Source organism: Ancylomarina sp. YFZ004 (assembly GCF_054254355.1).
Window position 1 is genome coordinate 509,551 of record NZ_JBTCHQ010000002.1, and the last position, 22,302, is coordinate 531,852.

General features: G+C 33.7%; 20 protein-coding genes and 2 tRNA genes. 12 read left to right on the forward strand and 10 right to left on the reverse strand.

Annotated elements, in window-relative coordinates:
• Positions 1–138: 138 nt before the first annotated feature.
• From ACXR6G_RS05355 to ACXR6G_RS05365, 3 genes are all read right to left on the reverse strand, one after another.
• Entirely contained in the window at positions 139–978 is an 840-nt protein-coding gene (locus tag ACXR6G_RS05355; RefSeq protein WP_458360373.1) for a peptidylprolyl isomerase, read from the reverse strand.
• An 84-nt stretch (positions 979–1,062) separates the two neighbouring features.
• Positions 1,063–1,884, reverse strand: coding sequence for a peptidylprolyl isomerase (locus ACXR6G_RS05360; protein WP_458360374.1), 822 nt, complete (start codon positions 1,882–1,884; stop codon positions 1,063–1,065).
• A 60-nt stretch (positions 1,885–1,944) separates the two neighbouring features.
• On the reverse strand, positions 1,945–2,295 hold the full coding sequence (locus ACXR6G_RS05365; protein WP_458360375.1) for a hypothetical protein: 351 nt from the start codon (positions 2,293–2,295) through the stop codon (positions 1,945–1,947).
• Between the two features lie 141 nt (positions 2,296–2,436).
• Here ACXR6G_RS05365 and ACXR6G_RS05370 point away from each other — a divergent pair.
• From ACXR6G_RS05370 to ACXR6G_RS05385, 4 genes are all read left to right on the forward strand, one after another.
• Positions 2,437–2,511 (forward strand) — tRNA-Val (locus ACXR6G_RS05370).
• A 29-nt stretch (positions 2,512–2,540) separates the two neighbouring features.
• A tRNA-Val gene (locus ACXR6G_RS05375) sits at positions 2,541–2,615 on the forward strand.
• Positions 2,616–3,120: 505 nt separating this feature from the next.
• Positions 3,121–3,681 carry an RNA polymerase sigma factor gene (locus ACXR6G_RS05380; protein WP_458360376.1) on the forward strand — a complete coding sequence of 187 codons (561 nt, stop codon included), beginning with the start codon at positions 3,121–3,123 and terminating at the stop codon, positions 3,679–3,681.
• On the forward strand, positions 3,678–4,430 hold the full coding sequence (locus tag ACXR6G_RS05385) for a tetratricopeptide repeat protein (RefSeq protein ID WP_458360377.1): 753 nt from the start codon (positions 3,678–3,680) through the stop codon (positions 4,428–4,430). Before ACXR6G_RS05380 ends, ACXR6G_RS05385 begins: the two co-directional genes overlap by 4 nt.
• A 195-nt stretch (positions 4,431–4,625) precedes the next feature.
• Here ACXR6G_RS05385 and ACXR6G_RS05390 read toward each other — a convergent pair whose 3' ends face one another.
• Complete coding sequence (locus ACXR6G_RS05390; protein ID WP_458360378.1) at positions 4,626–7,499, reverse strand: CHAT domain-containing protein; 2,874 nt, start codon at positions 7,497–7,499, stop codon at positions 4,626–4,628.
• A gap of 181 nt (positions 7,500–7,680) precedes the next feature.
• On the opposite strand from ACXR6G_RS05390, the gene ACXR6G_RS05395 reads away from it, so the two are divergent.
• The 3 genes from ACXR6G_RS05395 to ACXR6G_RS05405 all read left to right on the forward strand — a co-directional run bounded on the left by ACXR6G_RS05395 (position 7,681) and on the right by ACXR6G_RS05405 (position 9,656).
• A complete protein-coding gene (locus ACXR6G_RS05395; RefSeq protein WP_458360379.1) occupies positions 7,681–7,782 on the forward strand; it encodes a bacteriocin class II family protein in 102 nt (33 codons plus the stop codon).
• A gap of 217 nt (positions 7,783–7,999) precedes the next feature.
• Complete coding sequence (locus ACXR6G_RS05400; protein WP_458360380.1) at positions 8,000–8,827, forward strand: sensor histidine kinase; 828 nt, start codon at positions 8,000–8,002, stop codon at positions 8,825–8,827.
• A gap of 136 nt (positions 8,828–8,963) precedes the next feature.
• Positions 8,964–9,656, forward strand: a complete 693-nt coding sequence (locus ACXR6G_RS05405; protein ID WP_458360381.1) for an SIR2 family NAD-dependent protein deacylase — start codon at positions 8,964–8,966, stop codon at positions 9,654–9,656.
• Between the two features lie 97 nt (positions 9,657–9,753).
• Here the strand turns inward: ACXR6G_RS05405 and ACXR6G_RS05410 are convergent, their stop codons facing one another.
• The 3 genes from ACXR6G_RS05410 to ACXR6G_RS05420 all read right to left on the reverse strand — a co-directional run bounded on the left by ACXR6G_RS05410 (position 9,754) and on the right by ACXR6G_RS05420 (position 13,012).
• Positions 9,754–12,012, reverse strand: a complete 2,259-nt coding sequence (locus tag ACXR6G_RS05410) for an inorganic phosphate transporter (protein ID WP_458360382.1) — start codon at positions 12,010–12,012, stop codon at positions 9,754–9,756.
• Positions 12,013–12,138: 126 nt separating this feature from the next.
• Positions 12,139–12,513 carry a hypothetical protein gene (locus ACXR6G_RS05415; protein WP_458360383.1) on the reverse strand — a complete coding sequence of 125 codons (375 nt, stop codon included), beginning with the start codon at positions 12,511–12,513 and terminating at the stop codon, positions 12,139–12,141.
• 112 nt (positions 12,514–12,625) lie between these two features.
• Positions 12,626–13,012 (reverse strand): methylglyoxal synthase, encoded by a 387-nt coding sequence (locus ACXR6G_RS05420; protein ID WP_458360384.1) that lies wholly within the window; start codon positions 13,010–13,012, stop codon positions 12,626–12,628.
• 234 nt (positions 13,013–13,246) lie between these two features.
• Here ACXR6G_RS05420 and ACXR6G_RS05425 point away from each other — a divergent pair, with 234 nt between their 5' ends.
• Both ACXR6G_RS05425 and ACXR6G_RS05430 read left to right on the forward strand, forming a co-directional pair.
• Positions 13,247–13,657 (forward strand): SPOR domain-containing protein, encoded by a 411-nt coding sequence (locus ACXR6G_RS05425; RefSeq protein ID WP_458360385.1) that lies wholly within the window; start codon positions 13,247–13,249, stop codon positions 13,655–13,657.
• A 14-nt stretch (positions 13,658–13,671) separates the two neighbouring features.
• The gene (locus ACXR6G_RS05430) at positions 13,672–14,091 is read left to right on the forward strand and encodes an SPOR domain-containing protein (protein ID WP_458360386.1); all 420 of its coding nucleotides are present in this window, start codon (positions 13,672–13,674) and stop codon (positions 14,089–14,091) included.
• 56 nt (positions 14,092–14,147) lie between these two features.
• On the opposite strand, the gene ACXR6G_RS05435 is transcribed toward ACXR6G_RS05430, so the two are convergent.
• The 3 genes from ACXR6G_RS05435 to asnS all read right to left on the reverse strand — a co-directional run bounded on the left by ACXR6G_RS05435 (position 14,148) and on the right by asnS (position 17,867).
• Positions 14,148–14,750 (reverse strand): hypothetical protein, encoded by a 603-nt coding sequence (locus ACXR6G_RS05435; protein ID WP_458360387.1) that lies wholly within the window; start codon positions 14,748–14,750, stop codon positions 14,148–14,150.
• 18 nt (positions 14,751–14,768) lie between these two features.
• Positions 14,769–16,211 (reverse strand): RNA polymerase factor sigma-54, encoded by a 1,443-nt coding sequence (rpoN, locus tag ACXR6G_RS05440; RefSeq protein ID WP_458360388.1) that lies wholly within the window; start codon positions 16,209–16,211, stop codon positions 14,769–14,771.
• A gap of 210 nt (positions 16,212–16,421) precedes the next feature.
• On the reverse strand, positions 16,422–17,867 hold the full coding sequence (gene asnS, locus ACXR6G_RS05445; RefSeq protein WP_458360389.1) for an asparagine--tRNA ligase: 1,446 nt from the start codon (positions 17,865–17,867) through the stop codon (positions 16,422–16,424).
• A gap of 310 nt (positions 17,868–18,177) precedes the next feature.
• Between asnS and ACXR6G_RS05450 the strand changes: the two genes are divergently transcribed.
• The 3 genes from ACXR6G_RS05450 (at position 18,178) to ruvB (ending at position 22,264) form a co-directional block, all read left to right on the forward strand.
• Positions 18,178–19,833, forward strand: coding sequence for an AMP-binding protein (locus tag ACXR6G_RS05450; protein ID WP_458360390.1), 1,656 nt, complete (start codon positions 18,178–18,180; stop codon positions 19,831–19,833).
• Positions 19,834–20,736: 903 nt separating this feature from the next.
• Positions 20,737–21,117 (forward strand): response regulator, encoded by a 381-nt coding sequence (locus ACXR6G_RS05455; protein ID WP_458360391.1) that lies wholly within the window; start codon positions 20,737–20,739, stop codon positions 21,115–21,117.
• 124 nt (positions 21,118–21,241) lie between these two features.
• Positions 21,242–22,264, forward strand: coding sequence for a Holliday junction branch migration DNA helicase RuvB (gene ruvB / locus ACXR6G_RS05460; protein ID WP_458360392.1), 1,023 nt, complete (start codon positions 21,242–21,244; stop codon positions 22,262–22,264).
• Positions 22,265–22,302: the final 38 nt, after the last annotated feature.

Sequence of the window (22,302 nt, forward strand, 5' to 3'; positions counted from 1 at the left end):
CAGTGCAAATAGAAGTCTCAATGCATAGAGTTCGAAAAATAACTTATCAGATAATTTCAATCAAGTACACCTCATTTATCAGATAAATTTTAAAGGATTTTATTAATTTATCTGATAATTTAAAAAACTCTAAGAAAGTTAATATTTCAGGATTCGAACTTTTATTTTCACATCCTGATAAGGTCTATCGTGATTATCCGTTTTTAGATTTGCAATTTTATCCATCACATCGAAACCGGAAATAACCTCACCAAAAACGGTATAATTTTTATCTAAGTGAGGGACACCTCCTACAGTTGTGAAAGCCTTTCTTTGGGCTGTAGTGAATACAAGTTTTTCATGGGAACTCTCATAAGCAAAACTAATGTTGGATTTTATCTTTCCTGCGATCTCTCTGAATTCCTCTACCTTCTTCAATTTTTTTAGTGAATCAAGTAAGTGGCGTTTTTTAGGTGTTAGATATCGCTTTACAATCTGTTTTCTTAAAGGCTTATTGACAGCTTTTTCCATGGCAGTTAATTCTTCCATCGTGTAAACTCTTCCGTGAGCGATATAGAACTGCGAAACATCCGATTCCTTGAAAATATTGACCTTGTCTGGCTGGCGAGCTGCGGCCAATGCTCCCTTTTTGTGGAAATATTGTGGACGAAATTCAGACTCAATGGTTCTGTTTGAAGTTCCATAACCAATCTGTCTTCCAGCGGATGCATTTCTCGAATCTTGAGAACCTCCTTGTAGGACAAATCCTTTTATCACCCGATAGAATAAGGTCCCATCGAAGTGCTTATTTTCGATCAACTGCAAAAAATTCTTACGATGCTTAGGTGTTTCCTTGTAAAGCATCAATTTCATATTACCCAAATTCGTTTCAATTACTACAATTGAATTTGTACGCTTATCCTGAGCCATTAATTCTCCTTTTGAACAAAAAATGAACAATAGGAAAGCAAGTAATAATATCTTCTTAATCTGAGTCATGGCGAAATTTAACTTAGTCAATCCAAAAAAACAAAAAAGCTCCGAATGTTCGAAGCTTTTTTCAAAATTATAATCTCAAATTGTTTATTGAACGATCGTAATCTTCATTTTCATATCCTTTAAAGGACGGTCATTACCGTCAGTTTCCTCGGCAGCAATCTTATCAATAATATCCAGTCCCTCAATCACTTCGCCAAAAACCGTATAGGCTTGATCCAGGTGAGGAATACCACCAACAGTTGAGTATGCTTCCCTCATTGAATCAGTTAAAATCAGGAATTGAGATTTAGAAATTGAATCTATCTTCAGCTTCATCTCCTCCATCTTGGTATTGAATTTATCAAATTCACCATCTTTCTGTAGTTGAGTCAATTCCTCCTTATATTGAGCTCTTTGATTCTCGAAAACAGCATTAGCTCGTTTCTTATTGATACTAACAACTAGGGCCTCCAAAGCTTTAGGCTCATAAACTTTTCCTTGAGCGATATAAAACTGAGATCCGGAAGATTCCCTTTTAGGATTAACTTGATCACCTTCACGAGCCGCTGCAATCACACCTTTCTTATGAAAAAGATTAGGATGAAATTCAGAGGGTATATCATAACCCGGACCTCCTTCACCTAACATCATACCTTGTTTTGCACCCTTAGAGTCAGGATCACCACCTTGAACCATAAAACCATCGATTACACGGTGAAATAGAGTCCCATCGAAAAAACCCTTATGAGCCAACTTGATAAAATTATCTCGATGACCTGGAGTTTCATCATATAATTTAATTTTAACAGCCCCATATTCAGTATCGATCTGAACAATGCGATCTTTTTTACCAAGCTTTACTGCAGTTTTACAAGAATAAGCTCCTGCCAAAAGAATAATTAAACTTAGAGTGATGAGTTTGTTCATAGCTTTTTGTTTCGTATTTATTTGAATCGTTATTTTGAGTAAAAGTAAGATTAATAAAAATTATGCCTCAAGATAAGCGTTCTCTTTAAAATATTCAACGATTGAAGATTTCAAAAGTTGCTCTTCTTTTTCCTTAGAAAAAGGAGGTATCATTTTATTCTTTTTGAAGATTGGCCATTTATCTTCATCATAGCCATCTATCGAATAGTAGTTCCATTTCATCAACAAACGACATGTTGCAAGATTAATTAAGGCCATTTTATCATCTTTCGAATAATTTTCTTTGAAGCCTTCTTCACGTTCTTGGATGCCAATTAGCAACAAAGTGCCATTTAAATCAGCATCAACATTAAATTCTTCAGAAATTTTATATAAAAGTTTATTCCAGTCACTTTCTAAATTATTGTCCATCTAATCAATTTTTTATGAGTCCTAAAAGTAGAGAATTTCACCAAAAACAAAGGGCTGTAAGCATCTTTTTTTGAATTATTTTCAATTAGGGCTTGCGTATAAAAAAATTCCCTCCTATATTTGCATCGCAATTAAGGGAAAGGGCGATTAGCTCAGTTGGTTCAGAGCACTTGGTTTACACCCAAGGGGTCATAGGTTCGAATCCTATATCGCCCACAATTGTATTACATACACACAGTCTTCTCGGGCGATTAGCTCAGTTGGTTCAGAGCACTTGGTTTACACCCAAGGGGTCATAGGTTCGAATCCTATATCGCCCACTTCGAGAAATAAAAAAGGAAATTTTCACATGAAAATTTCCTTTTTTTATTTTACACCCTCTTCTAAATATGTTCCTATTAAACAGAAATGTTTAATAATAATTCCATCCTTCACCTTCAAGTCATAAAACTCAAAAAACTTAATATAAATTTGATAGCAATGCATGCGCTCTGAACACTCGGAAGGCATCTTAAATGTTTATGTCAAAAAAAAAAAGGGTTTATCAATTTATCAAAAACTATATTTTATTTGCATATATTTACATTCACACAAATAAAGGAAGAATTCATCAGTATTTTAAATAACTTCGTCACATATTTATTGAGTTTTTATTATTTAATATTCCCATCATATTATGTACAGATTAAGAAAAAATATAATTTTTTCTTAATACACAACGCACTCATAATATGAGTGTTGTATAATATAATTAATTGACATTTATTTTTTTTTCATTTTATTGGGTTACTTTTTACAAAAAGTAGGAATAAAGGGGTAGATAACATGGATTACACAACAGAAGCAATTCTAGAAGGAATTGGAATGAGCAATAATGATGTATTGAATTACATCTATCGCAAGTTCTTTCCTGACACTTGCAGATTCGTTGAAAATAATAGTGGAACCAGTGAGGACGCACGCGACCTTTTTCAGGAGGCTATTATTGTAATCTTTCGAAAGATGAAGAAAGCACCTATTGTGCTGACTTGTAACTTTAGAACGTATATCTACTCTGTATGCCGACTATTGTGGTTAAAAAAACTTGAGAAGAGAGATGATAATCTTGACATTATCAAATCAGATGTAGTACTCGACCAACAGGTTGACGATGTAAGTCAATCTTACGAGCAAACTGAAAAGTACCGTCTGTATCAGAAGCATTTTAAGAAACTGCCTGCTGATTGTCAGGAAATAATGAGACTGTATCTTGAGAAAGTATCTGCAAAAGAAATTGCAAAAAAAATGGGCTTTGCCGGAGAAGATTACGTGAAATCTAGGAAGTATAAGTGCAAGCAAACACTTATAATGAATATTAAAAGCGATAATCAATTTACCGAAGTATGATGAACGAAAAAAACTTTGATCGCATAGAAAATTATCTAGACGATCAGCTTAACGAAAATGAAATCTTAGGTTTTGAAAAAGATCTAATGGATGATTTAGATTTGGAGATGGAATTAAATCTTCATAACGAGATTAACGACGCGATTATGGAAGAAGATGTCATGGAGCTTAGATGCAAACTCGAAGCTATTGATATTCCAGCTCCTATTGAAAAACGCAAAGTAAGATTCCAAGGCAAATGGAGGATTGCTGCTGCTTCTATGATTCTTTTTATTGGTATGGCTGGTATCTATTCTATGCTTGGCAATAAAACATATACCAATGAAGAGATAATCAGCAACTACTACAAGCCATACGGTATTTTGATCAATACACGTTCCGCTGCTGATGCTGATAATACAGATAAAGTTCTAGAAGAAGCTCTCCAATCATATGAGGCTAAGAACTATCGTGCTGCCTTATCATTATTTCAAACAATACTAGATAAGGATAGTACCAATATAACGAGTAATTTCTATTCCGGTATTTCTAATATTCAAGTCCAGGAATACCCTAAAGCGAATAAGAATTTTATTCGGGTATTAAAACACAAAAACAACCTGTTTATAGAGCAATCTGAGTGGTATTTAGGAATTTGCTACCTAATGACTAACGAAAGAGAAAAGGCTAAGGAAACTTATAGCGCTATTGCCAAAGGGAATAGTTTCTACAGAACTAAGGCTAAAGAAATTCTTAATAAACTGGAATAAATCAATTCGTCATACTATCGTTAATATATAAGGATTGTTCTCAAAGGAGCAGTCCTTTCTTTTGTATAAAAACTTTTAAACAGTCTTTTTAAGACGTAAATTTCCCACAATAGAGACGTTTTCACACTTCTTTAAGATAAGACCTAAGTCAATAATTTGATTCTTCTAAAAGCCTTAAAAGAGACTTAAACTGGTTTAAACTAAGTGGAACTCATCTAGAGTTTGTTCATTGATCTTTTTAGAGCCTGAACGTTGCCAAATGAAGTAGATACCACCAAACAGAAGAGTTAGTCCCAGAAGCATCAAAATCTTATGAATCATACTGAATCTGAACAAGGTTTCTGTATCTCCAATGGCAACATAGCCTGACCAGAAATAAGGATGTGATTTCAGAGCATCAGCAGTTTCAAGGTATTCAAGTTTAGCTTGCTGCAGAGCAACGTCCTTAGGAAAGCTTTGGGCTAAGTACTTATAAAATGAAGACATCAAGCTAGCCCCCGATAAATCCTCCACAGTCCATAATGTCATAATTAAACTTGGGCAACCAGAATAGAAAAAACCACGAGCCAAACTCATGACACCCTCTCCCTTAAGGAATTTACCATCTCCAGAATTACAAGCACTTAAAACAACCATTCTTGCTTTAAGATTCATATTATAGATCTCATGCGTATTTAGTAAACCATCATTTAAACTATCATCTGTTTGAGTAAAAACCAGTTTTGAATACATAGGGTTATCATTATCTAAAATGGTATGCATGGCTAAATGCAGAATATCATAATCTTCTGCATTTTTCTTAAAATTCGTTTCAGAAGCAAGCTCATCGATATAAGTTTTACCTGCAAATATTTTAGAAATATTTTCAACCTCTAATTTAGCGCCAGGTAAAGGGTAAAGCTTATTGTTATGAACTTGTCTGGTTACAAGAATTGAATCGCTCACATTATCATAGGAAGGCGCAAAGGCTAATAGTCTTTTTCCTGAAGACAAATAAAATCCTTTTTTAGGACGCTTGTAAGCAATCGTAGCTGAGTTTTGATAACTTATAGGGTTGTGCCGTATCAAATAATCCAAATTGCGGTAATTCAAGCTCTCAGGATCTCCTTTTTCCTTCAGCAATACACCAAAGGGTACATAGGCCAATTTACCTTCAGGAACAATAATTAAATGCTTATTCCGAATCACATCTTCGTAAGGCTCAAGCATAAATAGATAAAGCTTGTGAGCTGCATCAATATAATCCTGATAATATTTCATACTATTGCCAGTAAAATCATTGGTCTTTAAACTGGTTCGAATATTATTGATACTTTTCTCCAATTCTCCTTTTCTTAAGGTGACTTTTTTCATTTCAAAAAGATCAGAACCTAAGGCAAAAGAATACAAAGTAGAATCAGATAAGGCATATTCAACCAGAATTTCATCTTCCTTCAACTGCTTTTGGAGCTCTTCTACTGAAATACTCGCATTATCATACTTTAAGGCATAATAATCTGGATGATCCGTCTCGAAACGCTTCACCATATGCTCATAATCAGCATTCAGACCAAAAAGAGTATGACGCCAACTCGAGATAGAATCCTCAACCGGATGAAGCTGCTTTCTCTCTTGATAGATCTTATCACGATAATCAGCTATATCTTGCTTTAATTTATGCTCCAAATTTTGAAGGTCGATAGGAATACCTCCAAATGTTTTAGCGTCGACATCATTTAAATAGTTACGCAAACTAGATGCCTTAGTACGTTCCGAATATCCAAAAGCTTTTTCCTTATAAAAAGGCTTACCCGTAATTTCAAACAATTTAGCAGCCACTTCAATAGCGGAAGAAAAGGTCTCATTTTCATTGGCACTTAATGCCAACTTTGATTCTTCATCCTGATAGGCAATTCGGATTTGATCAATAATCTCAACACACAAATCGAATGTACTCAAGGATTGTTTCAGATACTTGATTTGTTCTGTTTCACCATATAATTCCTGAAGAGTTGCTGCCTTATCATTTAATATATCAAATGTCGACAACTGACCATCAACTTGTTGTATATCTGGATTCTTATCAAACTCTTCACCTTGGAAGTCATAAGTACTGGAAACAAGCGCTTTTTGGTAGTACTCCAACGCTTTAATATAATCTTTATCCTTAAAATATATACCACCCAAATTCCTCAAACAAAGAGCCGTGTCAGGATGTCTCAAACCGAACTTATTTATATAAATTTCGTATGATTTATTTAAATACTCTTTAGCCAATCCTCCATTTTCCTTCGAAGAATGAAATATGGCATAATTCAAATAAAAGTTAGCCAAATCTGAATTACCATCTCCATTCAGTTTGATGGACTCCTCTATGCTCATTTGGAAATAATGATTTGCCTTCTTATCATAGCCCAATGCTTGATAACAATTACCTATATTAGTATAACTAGAAGAAAGATCTTTCACATTCCTAGCTTTCTTGATTTCAAGACCTTCTATCAAATATTTGAGGGCTTTATTATATTTTTTATTGCTTTTTGATACCAAGCCAAGATTACTAATTATTCGATCTCTCCAACGTATGGCATCTGGATTCTTTTCAATAATAAAAAGAGCGGCCTCATAATATTTTTGAGCTTTTAAATTATCCTTCGAATTAAAATAGATATTACCCATATTAACATATATGGGAGCCAACTTCCCGGATGTCTCACCAAAGTATTTTTTGCAAATAGCCTCTGCTGCATTAAAATTAATCAAAGCTTCCTTGAATTTCCCTAACCTTATAAGAGTTACCCCATAATTGACCTTAAATCTATAAAGGAGTTGAAAATTCTTCAACTCACTTTCATTTATAGTGCTTTCTGCTTGTTGAAAATAGCTCTCCGCCCCCTTATTGTTTCGGGAACGTAATTCACTTACTGCCTTATTTAATAAAATGAGCAAGGACGAATCAGCAGATGTGCACACATCTGATTGAAAAATTGGTGAAGATTTTGATGCTTTTACATGAAAATTGAATCCAGAAAACACAAAAAAACATGCAGTAATCAGCAGATATCGAAATATTTCTTGATTTTTTTTCACTGTAGAAAAATAGTTTTAAAAAGCTGAATTTGTGACAAATAGACCCTGCAAAATTATTCAAAACATAGAACTTATTTATGTTTTTCAAAAAAAACTTTCACTTTCTGGGTTACTTTTTAACCAAAAAGGGAATAAAGGGATGTAAAACGATTCCAATATTCACTTTATAATTTAAATAACCATGGAAAATTTTGAAATTCTTAACGTAGAGCAATTATTAGAAGTAAAAGGCGGACATAATGAGCTAACTCAAAAAGACGTTGTTGAAGAGTGTATCGTTTGATTTTTTTATTAATTTTCCAAAACTTACTATTATGAATAATTTTGAAATTCTTAGTGCAGAGCAATTATTAGAAGTAAAAGGTGGTCATAATGAACTTACACAAAAAGATGTTGTTGAAGAGTGTATCGTTTAGTTCCCCTTCCAAGTTATAATAAATAAGTGATACAATTATTATCACAAACTCTCACAACATAGTACCATTAGAAAAGATTACTGAATGGATAAACGTCCGACTTACTGCGAGCTTGAAGAACAGTTAGCAGAGGCATTACTAAGAGCAGAAGGAGCAGAAGATTTAAAAAATTCTTTCCTTGCGAATATTTCACACGAAATACGCACGCCCATGAATGCTATAATAGGAGCATCGGACATCCTACGAGACGAATCATTAACTAATGACGAACGAAATGAATTTGCTTCTATCCTGAATATTAGCAGTCGTTCACTCCTCGATTTACTCAATCGAATTATAGATTTATCCCAATTGGATTCAGGCATCATGCAAGTCAATGAATCCGAAGTTGATCTAGAAGCTATTATCACTAGATTATATACAATCTACGAAGAGAAGATAAAAGTTCTAGGCAAAGACATTACAATTGATTATCAGGTCAATTGCCTTAATCCCAACATTATAATTGATGGTGAAAAGCTGGAGAAATCTATCAGCTACCTATTAGATAATGCCATTAATTTTACCAAATCTGGAGAAATCCGACTTTCTTGTTCCTTACATGATAATCAGAAGATTAACATCACTGTGAAGGATACTGGTTTAGGAATTAGTTCAGAGCAACAACAGTCAATCTTTGAAAGGTTCAATCAGGTTGACAACTCATATACTCGTAAGCAATCTGGTGCTGGCATTGGTTTAAGCCTATGTTCCCGTTATATGAAATTGATGAAAGGTTCTTTAAAACTTGAATCAGAATTAGGTAAAGGTTCTACTTTTCACCTCACACTTCCAAGCCATTACAATTCTGAAGAACTTGAAGCTGTAGAAGCTACAAGCAAAATTCAAAACAAGAATACGCTTGTGAAATAGTCTATCAAGACAAGCATTCCCTCTATTATATTTCTTACAAATCAGTTCATTTCCTGAGCTGAGATTTTTAACACCCTATTTTATCTACATCGAATTTCTTATCTTTAATTTCTGAACGAGATTAAACTGAGAAAACATGCCTATTAAGAAAAAACTTGTTGTGCTTTCCGGAGCTGGAATTAGCGCTGAAAGTGGTTTAAGAACCTTCCGGGAAATGGGAGGTTTATGGGAAGAATACGATGTTATGGAAGTCGCAAGCCCTCAAGCCTGGGAGAAAGATTCTGAGTTAGTTACACGTTTCTATAATGAAAGGCGCCAACAACTACTCAAGTGTCAACCCAATGATGGTCACTTAATTCTACATGAACTTGAAGAATATTTCGATGTTGAAGTCATCACTCAAAATGTGGATGATTTGCATGAAAGAGCAGGAAGTTCAAAAATACTCCATTTACACGGAGAGTTAAAAAAAGCGAGAAGTACTGTAGATCCAAATCTTATTTATGAATTAGATAGCTGGGAGCTGACTGCAGAAAGCAAGTGTGAAAAAGGTTCTCGCTTAAGACCACACATCGTTTGGTTTGGAGAAGCTGTACCAGCCATATCAGAGGCCTCAAATATCGTTTCTAAGGCTGATATTTTAATCATTGTTGGCACATCGATGAATGTGTACCCAGCTGCCGGTTTAATTGATTACGCCCCCTCCCATTGCCCTATTTACATTATAGATCCCAATGAAGTCAACATGTCTTCATATGGCAATCGTACTTTTATAAAAGAGAAAGCGAGTATCGGCATGAGAAAACTTTTTGAGTTATTAGTTTCATAATTTGATTCATAAAATAACAACAAACTAAGGGAGCTGTTCAACTATTGAACAGCTCCCTTTTTTTTGTGAAAAATATGTTTTTATATCATATCAAGAATTAATCCAGGTCCTCGTCTTCATTTGAAGTTGCAAAATCACGAGCTGCTTTAAGAAGATTTCCTACATATAGAATCAAGTTCTTGGTCTCATTTAAGATCCCTAAGTATAGAACTGAATTACGTGTTCCAACTTTCTCAGCTTTAATTCTCTTGATTTGCTCTTTTCTGAATTTCTTAATTGATTTTAATAAGCCTTCTTGCTCTTCGAGAACAGAATCAATATTGACAGATAAATAATTTCTATCATTAATGATTGTATTGATGTGCGTAAAGAACTGAGACAATTTAGCTTGAATAATATTCAACTCTTCAATTTGTTCAGACTCAAAAGCTTTATGATTGTTATCGATATATTCATAAACAGGCTCCACAATAAAACTTGTTGCATGGGCCATCTCACGAAGGTAATCGATTAACTGAACATAGAATGCTCCTGAATAAACACTGTCTTCACGCAGTAATTTAACCATATCAGGCACTTGATTCTTAATTTTCTTGACTTCAGTATTCAGCTTATTTACCTTCTTTGAACATTCCTTAAGATTAGTGCGATCTTCATAAGCCAAACCAGTGATCATTTTGCCATAAATACCTGGTATTTTAGCGGTTAAGGTAGAAACGGCATAGGTACATTGCTCAGCTGCATCACCTTTTATTATTAATGAATCATCATCATCGGTTTCACTTATTTCATTTTTGCGTTTATGAAGCATATGTGAACGAACTACGAAGAATATGGCAAGTGCTAATAGTCCGAAGATAGCATAACCACCAAACCAGTTAATCAAATTTGCAAAGATAAAGGCTGCAGTAAAAGCACTAAATGCAGTAAAAAACCATCCTCCAATTACAGTAATTACACCTGTAATACGATAAACAGCCGAATCACGTCCCCAGGCTCTATCAGCCAAAGAAGTACCCATAGCAACCATAAAAGTAACGTAAGTGGTAGAAAGAGGTAGCTTTAACGATGTACCAATTGCAATTAAAATACTAGCAACAGTAAGGTTTACTGAAGCACGAATCATATCAAAAGCCGGAATGTCCTTCTTGTCAATACCAGCAATTGCAGCTGGTTGAACAAAACTTCTATCTATACTTCTTTGAATGCTATCAGGTAAAATATGTCTTAGACGACTATTAGCTGATAACGATCGACGTACAATTAATCGACCAAAGAAAGAAGAGCCAAAACGCTCATCGCCTTCATTTTGGTTACTCAAACTTAATTCAGTCTCAGTAACTGTTCTTGCTTTCTTCGAAAACCAAAGCGTAACAGTCATGATGATACCAGCAATCAATAGAAGGTAAGTTTCTGTGTGAACTTTCCCTGTTAGCATTCCCATCGTTAAGCCATATGGATCGCTAGAACCACTCGCGACAAAAGCTTGGAAAGATTTAAATCCTGCCAATGGAACTCCAATAAAATTAACCAAGTCGTTACCTGCAAAAGCCATAGCTAAAGCAAAAGTTCCAACGAGTACAATAACTTTAAGAATATTTAGACGAACTAGCCACACTAATAATTGTAAGATAACAGTCCATCCAACAAAACAAGAAGCTATAATTGTAAAAGTGTTTGACTTTATCCAATCAAGAGTCTCTTTTGAGATAAATGAAGATCCCTTTGCGCCTTTAATCAAGATAAAGTAGGTGATAGCAGTAATAGCAAATCCACCAAAGATGGCACCAAAATATTTAAAACGCTTATCGTATTTATAAGTGAAAATAATTCGAGTAATATACTGAACCAAAGCTCCAGCAGAGAAGGCTATAACAACACTCAGCAGTATACCCGTTATAATGGCAAGTGCCTTAGCAGAATTGATATAGTTACCTAAATCTAATAGAGTTTCATCAGAGTTCATAATCTTAACGAGGGCAACAGCAACTGCAGCTCCAAGCAATTCGAATACAATAGAAACCGTTGTAGATGTTGGTAAGCCAATCGTGTTATAGAAGTCTAACAGAATGATGTCTGTTAACATGACGGCCACAAAAATGATCATGATTTCAGCAAAGTAGAACTGATCAGGGTGAAAAATACCCTTTCGAGCCACTTCCATCATACCACTAGAAAAGGTTGCCCCGACAAGAATACCCAAACTGGCAATTATCAGGATTGCCCAACGTGGAGCTGCTTTAGATCCGAATGCAGAATTTAAGAAATTAACCGCGTCGTTACTCACCCCAACAATCAGGTCGGAGATAGCCAGTGCAAAAAGCACAACAACAAGTATTAAGTAGAAATTATCCATGTTTCTCAATTTGTAAGTTCAATACAAATCTACAAACAGGTGAAATGAGCAGTGTTCCCTTAATTTTACCTTTGTGTTAATTTAAGGTTAACAAATAGATACATCATTAATTAAAGGAGTATTCAATTATTCTAAAATCCAATCAATCGCTGCTTGATCAGTACTAAAAGCTGACGAAGTATAACCTTTATCTTTAGTTGTAAACAAAATAGGTATAACAACATCTTTAGGGTTTACAGATATTAATCCAATTTTTGTTCCTCTAAATACATCGATATGCTCTTTATAAAAGTTAGATATATCTAAAAATCTATCAGCTTTAAAATCAAAAGTTGATTTTCTAAAGTCCAGAATAAACCCCTTTAAATCACCAGGTATTATATTGTTATCAAAAGCATACTGCCAGGAAGAAAAAATATCTTCTATCGAAATTAATCCATAGTAATGCTTATAGAGAATATTTAACTCTGAGTTAAGTTCATATTTATAGAAGTCCTTCATTAATGATTGGGATTAGCCATTAAATAATAAGTTATCAAGAAACGAAAAAAAGCTCACAATAATCATAAATATTGTGAGCTTTTAAGCATATTTTTAAAATATTTGATCCTTATTAAACTTCTTTATTTTTTTCTGATTTATTCAGTTCTACCAAGAAATCTGCAGTTGCTAAATTCAAGGCGATAGGTACATTATTTAATACAGCAGTTCTGATTAAGGTTTGAATATCGTGCTCATGACCGTGAGGTGTTTCAGCATCGATCAGAAAGATAACTTCATCAACTTTACCTTCTAATATTTGTGCAGCCAAAAGTATATCCCCACCGTTGGGTCCATGCCCAAAACCTTCTACATCAAGATCTAAAACAGAGTTCAATAATTTAGAAGTATTGGTAGTTCCAATTAATTTGTGCTTTTTCAATTCGTCCATGTGACGTTTTACCCAAGCTAACATTTCACTCTTCTTCTGGTTATGAGCGACTAATGCAATTCTTTTCATACTTTGTATTTTATTTTGAATATTTCAGAATAATAAGCTTCAATTGAATTCCTGACATTTTTAAAAAATGTACTCGAACCTATTTCAATTATATAGCTTTATCCAAAAATAATTAGAATCTGCATAAAAACAGGAAATCTAAAGTTAAATAAAGATTATTATACCATTGCTGTTTATCGAAATCTATTATATTTGTTAGTAATTTGATTCGCATTATATTAAATTTGCACCCATATGAATACAAGATATAAAATTCTATTTATTACATGCCTTAGTTTTGCTATTGGAATGAGTGCCTGTAAGGAAGAAAAGAAAACTCTTAAGAATCCTAAAACAACTAAGAAGATTGTAAAGGCCAAACCTGTTAAGAAAAAAATAGAGAAAGAAGTTCCCAAAGCTGTTGTAAAAAAAGCGATTAATAAATATTTCTTAATCACTGCGAGTTTCAAGAAGCAATCCAATGCTAAAAAGATGAAATCAAAGCTTCAAAAAGAAGGCTATGATTCACAAATTATTTTTTCAAAAAATAATTTTCATCGTGTTTCATATAAAGGATTTTCAAACAAAAAAGAAGCTTTTAAAGAACTTAAAATGGCACGTTCTACTGAAGAACGAAAAGACGTTTGGTTGCATATAAAGCATTAACTATATTTGATTCTATGAAGTCGTATAAATACAGCTTAATTTCACTTGTATTAATCCTATCAGCTTGCAGTAATAAAGAACTGACAAAGCTTGATGGAACTAATATTATTGAGCTTACGGCAGATAGAAAAATACCTAAAGCTCCATCGGCCGAAAGTCAACAATTCTCAAAAAAGTTCTCGCTAACTCAAATTCTTGAAAATAGGGCTTTATTTAACTACCATATCGTAGGAGGGAGTAGTAAGAGAAAAAATACGGCTCTAAATTTGAGCCAGCAACTTTATAAAAAGGGTTACCCTTGTCGAGTAATAGAAACAAATGGTAAATACCGAGTTGTCATCCAATCATTCGCTAATAAAAAGATTGCGGTTAGGGAATTAAAAAGACTAAAGAAACTAAATCACAAACCAGATTTGTGGATTTTAAAAGAATAAAAAAAGAGCTCACATGAGCTCTTTTTTTTATGCTTTAATCTATCATGATTAGAGTTCTATTTGAACAAAAATGTTCCACAAACTACAGTGAATCCCAATAGGAAACCCACATAAATTTGAGTTGGCTTGTGTACCTCCAATTTCAAGCGGGAAAAAGCTAAAAGACCAGCAGCCAAAATAGCCATCATAAACATAGTTCGTAGTGAAGTCGAAAAACGGATGGAGAATGTAAAGATTAAAGCACATAAACCACCAATTCCAGCCATATGCAGGCTTATCTTCCACCAGTAAGAGATTATTAACAATAACACCAAACTAATGATACCAGCAAGCTGTAAACGTGCAAATATATTAGTTCCCGGTAACTTCATCAAAAGATAAAATCCCAAACTATAGGATATAATTGCTAAAGCTAAAGGAATCATTCTATCCTTACGCTCAGTCAAACTATAGCTGCTAATAAGAGAATACGATTTTAACAGAGGCAAACAACTTACAGGTAGTAATATGGTTGTAATAAATACAATCATATATATTGCCTTTACCAATGTGAATGGTGTAAAATCGAGAAAAGTATTGGAATGAAAAATTAAATATATGGCATATAAGGGCATTAACATAGGGTGAGCAAGCCCCGATACTATTCTGGAATAATTCATGGAATTCAATTGATTTTTTTAGAGTTCTTTTCTTAATCGAGCAACAGGAATATTCAATTGTTCGCGATATTTAGCTACTGTTCTTCGAGCAATAACATAGGATTTTTCTTTCAGAATTGCAGCCAATTTATCATCGGTAAGTGGTTTTTTCTTATCTTCATTATCAACACATTCTTTAAGGATATTCTTAATTTCACGTGTAGAAACTTCTTCTCCTGTATCGGTCTGTAGACCTTCAGAAAAGAAATATTTTAATGAAAAAATACCAAAATGAGTTTGAATGTATTTTGAATTAGAAACACGAGAAATTGTTGAGATATCCAAAGAGGTTAGCTCTGATATATCTTTTAAAATCATGGGTCTCAATTTCTTTTCATCACCCTCTAAAAAATAGCCGTGTTGAAAATCAATAATCGCCTTCATGCTTAACATGAGCGTATTTTGACGTTGACGAATGGCATCTATAAACCACTTAGCCGAATCCAGCTTTTGTTTGACAAACATAACAGCATCTTTCTGCTCTTTCGATTGATTATCCTTATTCTTAGAATAATCATTAATCATATCGGCATAAGATCGGCTAATATGTAAATCAGGAACATTACGAGAATTTAAGCTTAAATTTAATTCACCATCTTGTTCATCAAGAATGAAATCAGGAATAATGGTTGGCGATGGCTTAGACATTGGATTTACGAAGGCCCCTCCTGGTTTAGGATTTAGCTTTAAAATCTCGTCTACGGCACACTTAAAATCTTCATCATTTAAATTCAAACGTTTCTGAATTTTCTCATAATGTTTGCGAGTAAATTCATCGAAATATTTTTTTAGAATCTGATGAGCAATTTTCACATCTGGGTTATGAGACCCCTTTCGTTTAATCTGAAGCAACAAGCATTCCTGTAAATCACGAGCACCAATACCTGCAGGATCAAAATCTTGAATAACATGTAGCAACTCCACCAATTCTTCAAATGTGGTATTTATACCTGTAGAGAATGCTAAATCATCAACAATACTATCAATATCACGACGCAGGTAACCATCTTCATCAATATTACCAATCAGATATTCAGCCAATGCTGCCTTTTCTGGTGTGAGAATCCTTAAGCCCAATTGAGTAATTAATTGCTCATAAAAAGTAGTTCCTCCCGAGAAAGGAATATCCTCATGTTTATCATCCTTAGAATAATTTTGAGCAGCCAATCTATAAGAAGGCGTATCATCATCATCCATATAGTCTTCCAATGAAAATTCGTCCTGGTCTTTATCTTTTACTTCCTCTTCCTGATAATCATCATCAACGGTTTCTTCACCTTCATCAAGAACAGGATTTTCTTCCAACTCTTTTTTAATTCTTTCTTCAAGCTGCAGAGTAGGAAGCTCGAGAAGTTTAATCACCTGAATTTGTTGAGGTGATAACTTCTGTAATAATTTTTGTTGTAGGCTCTGCTTCAGCATATATGTACTTAACTGTTAGTCAAACTATATGATAGTTATAAATTTTAGCTTGTGATAACAAATATCAAACCACAAACGATAAATAAATTAAATAAAGGTAAATATACATGCAGAAAGAGGGAATAAAAAGTCTTTTAGCAGAAAAGTTTAAACACAAAAAAAGTCGATTCAATTAAGAATCGACTTGATATTGTATTTTGGTCTGAAAAATTAAAATTCAGCATTATTAGGTGTACGTGGGAAAGGAATCACGTCGCGAATATTACCCATACCGGTAACAAACAGCATCATACGCTCAAAACCAAGTCCAAAACCAGAGTGAGTTGCAGATCCAAAACGACGTGTATCTAAATACCATTCCAAATCTTCAGTTGGAACTCCCATTTCTTTCATACGAGTAGTCAATTTATCTAAATCTTCCTCACGCTGAGATCCTCCAACAATTTCGCCAATACCTGGGAATAGGATATCCATAGCTCCAACGGTCTTTCCATCATCATTCTGTTTCATGTAGAACGATTTAATTTCTTTAGGATAGTCAATCAGAATAACTGGCTTTTTGAATTCCTTCTCAACCAAGTATCTTTCGTGCTCCGACTGAAGATCTGCTCCCCAACCATCAATCACATACTGGAATTTCTTTTTCTTGTTTGGCTTACAGTTACGTAGAATATCGATAGCCTCAGTATAAGTCAAGCGAACAAAATCGTTCTCTAATACAAATCTCAACTTCTCGATCAATTCCATCGACTGATCTACAGCTTTCTTACCTTTTTCTTCTTCCTGTAGGCGCTTGCTTAAAAATTCCAAGTCGCTCATGCAGTTATCCAAAGCATATTTAATCATATACTTCAAAAACTCCTCAGCTAAATCCATATTGTCTTTCAGATCGTAGAAAGCCATTTCAGGCTCAATCATCCAGAACTCAGCAAGGTGACGAGTTGTATTTGAATTCTCTGCACGGAAAGTTGGACCAAAGGTGTAAATCTCACCCAAAGCCATCGCACCAAGCTCACCTTCTAGCTGACCAGAAACAGTAAGGTTAGTCTCTTTTCCGAAGAAATCTTCTTTATAATTAATTGTTCCATCCTCGTTTAAAGGTGGATTTTTAGGATCTAAAGTTGAAACTCTAAACATTTCACCAGCACCTTCAGCATCAGACCCTGTAATAAGTGGGGTGTGCATGTTGAAGAATCCTTTTTTGTTGAAAAACTCGTGCACTGCAAAAGCCATGGCATGACGAATACGGAAAACAGCACTAAAAGTGTTGGTACGGAAACGTAAATGAGCTTTCTCTCTTAAGAATTCTAAAGAGTGCTTTTTAGGTTGTAATGGGAATTTTTCTGGATCGGCAACACCTAAAACTTCAATTTCAGTTGCTTCAAGTTCTACCGATTGTCCACTCCCTTTTGATTCGATTAACTTACCGTTAACCGAAATAGCAGCACCCGTTGTAATCTTCTTCAACAAGTCCTCATTAAAATTAGGAACATCAACAACGATCTGAATATTATTAATAGTAGAACCATCATTTAAAGCAACAAAATTAATTTGCTTATTACCACGCTTGGTTCTTACCCATCCTTTAACATTTACTTCACTGCCGTACTCTTTCGAAACTAACAGATCTTTGATCTTAATTCTTTTCTGTTCCATTTTTATTCTGACTTAATGAGATAATATATATCAGCTTTTATAACAAAACCGATAACAAGGCTACAAAAATATAAAAATGCATTCAATTAAGCTTAGTTACATAGAATTAAATCATAAAAAGCTTGTTTGAATAAGACAGATTTAAAAATAGATAAATCAATATTAAAGATAAATATCACTAAAAGGAAAAAATACCTAAATGATTGATTTAATGAATCTAATTCCATTATTCGTAAAATTGAATCTGTGGAAACCTTGATTTTTTAATCAGATTACTATCTTTAGAGACTAAGAATAACACATTAAACCTATGATTCAAAACAAGTTAATCCATTCCATAAAGGAAAGTATTCAAAATAACTGGGAGTCTACAGCCTTTACCAACTATCAAAAAGATAGTCTGAGTTTTAAAGAAGTTGCTCAACACATACAATGGCTTCATATTCTCTATAAAGAGATAGGGATAAAAAAAGGGGATAAAATTGCACTTATTGGTCGTAATCTAAACAATTGGGCAGTTACATATCTGGCCACAGTTACTTATGGTGCGACCATAGTTCCTATTCTCCCAGATTTTAACTCCGGAGATATTCATCATATCATTAATCATTCTGAAGCAAGCCTACTTTTTGCTACTGAAAATATTTTTAATAAAATTGATGATTCTAAGATCAAAAGGATAAAAGGAATACTCTCTTTAAACGATTTTTCAGTACTCTGTACCTCTTGTGATAAATTAGAGAAAGCTGTAGAAAATACTCATAAAAAATCTAGTCAGAAAGCATTAGATAAAGATCAATTAGAGTATGCTGATCCTAAAGAAAATGCAATCGCTGTTTTATCTTACACATCGGGTACATCGGGTTTTTCGAAAGGTGTAATGCTAGACTATCGTTGTTTACATTCCAATGTGCAAATTGGTTTTGATCACATCGATTTGAGACCACAAGACAAGGTGGTTTCATTTCTGCCATTGGCACATGTTTTTGGTTGTATGTTTGAATTCCTTACAGAATTTTGCTGCGGTTGTCATGTGGTTTTTCTATCACGAGTTCCTACCCCACAACTTATAACTAAAGCTTTTCAGGAGGTTCAGCCTCGACTTATTTGTTTGGTGCCATTAATCATGGAAAAAATTTATAAGAAACGTATTTTACCTGCTTTAGAAAGTCGTCGTGTAAAGTTGATGCTAAAAGTTCCTATACTGGAAAAGAAGGTTTATAAAAAAATTAGAAATTCACTTATCGAAACCTTTGGTGGCCAATTTATCGAAGTTGTTATAGGTGGAGCTGCCTTAAGTAAAGAAGTTGAAGATTTTCTTAAAAAAATAGATTTTCCATTTTCCATTGGCTATGGAATGACAGAATGTGGTCCATTGATTAGTTATAGTCCTAGTGGTAAATTCCGTCCTCATTCATGTGGTCATGTAGTCGATAGAATGCAAGTACGAATAGATTCAAAAGACCCCTTAAATATCGTTGGTGAAATACAAGTTAAGGGCGACAATGTAATGACAGGTTATTACAAAAATACAGAAGCCACAGTCGAGGCTTTAACAAAAGATGGCTGGTTCAAAACAGGCGATTTAGGTATCGTTGATCAGGATGATGTCATTTATATCAAAGGCCGAAGTAAAAACATGCTTTTGGGTCCATCGGGACAAAACATCTATCCTGAAGAAATAGAATCGAGATTAAATAATTTACCTTTTATACAAGAGTCAATTATCACCGATGATAAGGATCACAAATTAATTGCTCTGGTTTATCCAGATTATGAAGTTTGCGATGCAGAAGGTTTAACCAAAGAAGAAATTCAGGAAGCTTTCGAATCGGATAGAAAAATTTTGAATAAGGATCTCCCCGCTTTTATGAACGTATCAAGAATTATTCTTTTTCCTGAAGAATTTGAAAAAACACCAAAACGAAATATCAAGCGATTTCTTTATACAGAGATGTATCATTAGAAGCTAAATTCTAAATGAACTTTTAAGCAGCTGCATATAAAATGCAGCTGCTTTTTTTGGTCTGAAAAAGAGCTAAATATTAAAATTATAAATCGAAAAAATTAAAAAAACTTAGAGAAAAACGCAACCTTTTTATTTTAAAAAAGTATAAGTATCCATAAACCTTATTAGAATTATACTCTAGAATATGGTTAGTATTAAAGTTTATAGAGAACATTGAGTATCGTTTTTATTTTTTCATGCAATAGATTACATATGATTCTAATAAGCAAGTGTTTACAACAGTTTTTGAAGAAATCAACAGTTTTGTTCACATTTAGTTAACATACTGTTGATTTTTTCTTATTAAATATTCGAAACAATTCTTTGGATATTTGATTAAGCATTTTGTATGAAAAAAATATCCCACCCAACCAATTTTAGTTTTAAGTAATGAAATCAGATCTTCTAACAGTTTATCAACAGTCTGTTAATATCAAATCATTAAATTCTTTTCAGTAAAACACGTTATTAACAGATTGTTCATAACACCCATAATCAACTCTAATACACAACCCCTATATTAACACCCCATGTTAATAGCCTGTTATTAGACTTATTTGCTCTTAAAATCCAATAAAAGATGTTTTCAATTACCAACATTATCAACAGGATATTATAATCATTATATATTTTAGAGAAATTGAAAGAAAAGATAATAATATAATAAGTGTTGATAAGGGAATTAAAATGGTGGATAAGAGTAAAACTTGAAAAAATGAGATTTCAGTTAAAATGAAAAAATATTAAACAAAAAAGCTTTCTAAAAATCAGCTATATTTGACTTGAAACTAAATTGAGAAAATAATTTATATTGACGAATTTAGTATCTTGCATAATACTATTCTAAAACTGAACTAAAGAATGAGCTGGGAAAATAGAAATTTTAGATTGCTATTGGTGGAAGACAACAAACTGAATCAAATTGTTGTGAAGTTTAGTTTAAAACGATTCGGTTACGAAATTATAACTGCCAATAACGGTATTGAAGCTATTGAAGAATTCAAACAAGGCGAATTCGATTTTATCTTGATGGATGTGATGATGCCCGAGATGGATGGTTTAGAAGCAACTAAGCTCATAAGAAAACTTGAAAAAGGAAAAGATATTCCAATTATTGCACTTACTGCCGATGTGATTACTGCGACTGTAAATAAATGTAAAGATTGTGGCATGAGTTCTCATATGTCAAAACCTTTTGAAGTAGAGAAACTTTTTGAGATCCTGGAAAGTTTTAATCTATAAATCAATATTAGTGATACTTTTTATCTCATTTGTGAATTTATATCGAACAAATGAGACTATTTTTGTGCTTTGCAATTTACAGTTTGCTAGCTATTAAAAACTGCTTTTATATAACACTTAGGAAATGGATGATAATCTCGACATAAGAAATCAAGACATTAAGGATAAGGAGATTGAAATCGATCAGCAATTAAGACCCTTACGTTTTGAAGACTTTAGTGGACAACAAAAGATTGTTGAAAATCTTGATATTTTTGTGAAAGCAGCTAAAATGCGTGAAGAAGCTTTGGATCATGTTTTACTTCATGGACCTCCGGGTTTAGGTAAAACGACCCTATCGAATATTCTTGCAAATGAATTGGGAGTCGGCATTAAAATCACTTCTGGACCCGTTTTGGATAAACCAGGAGATTTAGCAGGACTTTTAACCAACCTCGACGAGAATGATGTTCTTTTCATCGACGAGATACATCGTTTAAGCCCCATAGTCGAAGAATATTTGTATTCTGCTATGGAGGACTTCAGAATAGATATTGTGATCGATAAAGGGCCTGCAGCACGTTCAATTCAATTGGAATTAAATCCATTTACTTTGATTGGAGCTACGACCCGTTCCGGTTTGTTAACCTCACCTCTTCGTGCTCGATTCGGTATCAATTCACATCTAGAGTATTACGATATGTCTATCTTGACTAAAATCGTAAAACGATCTGCTAAAATTCTTGATGTTGAAATATCACATGAGGCTGCTGGAGAAATTGCTTCTAGAAGTAGAGGAACACCTAGAATCGTAAATGCACTACTTCGTCGAGTACGAGATTTTGCACAAGTGAAAGGAAATGGGTCCATCGATTTAGAAATTACTCGCTATTCACTAGAAGCTTTAAATATTGATAAGCACGGTCTGGATGAAATGGATAATAGAATCTTAACAACGATCATCGATAAATTTAAAGGTGGACCGGTAGGTATTTCTACGATTGCTACTGCGGTAAGTGAGGATAGTGGGACTATTGAAGAAGTTTATGAGCCCTTTTTAATTAAAGAAGGTTTCATTAAACGAACCCCTCGTGGACGTGAAGTTACAGCTCTTGCCTATTCACATTTGGGTAAAAATCGTTTCGAGGATCCTAATACACTTTTTTAAATTAAATCTGTAAATTAATAATACATAATATAAAAACA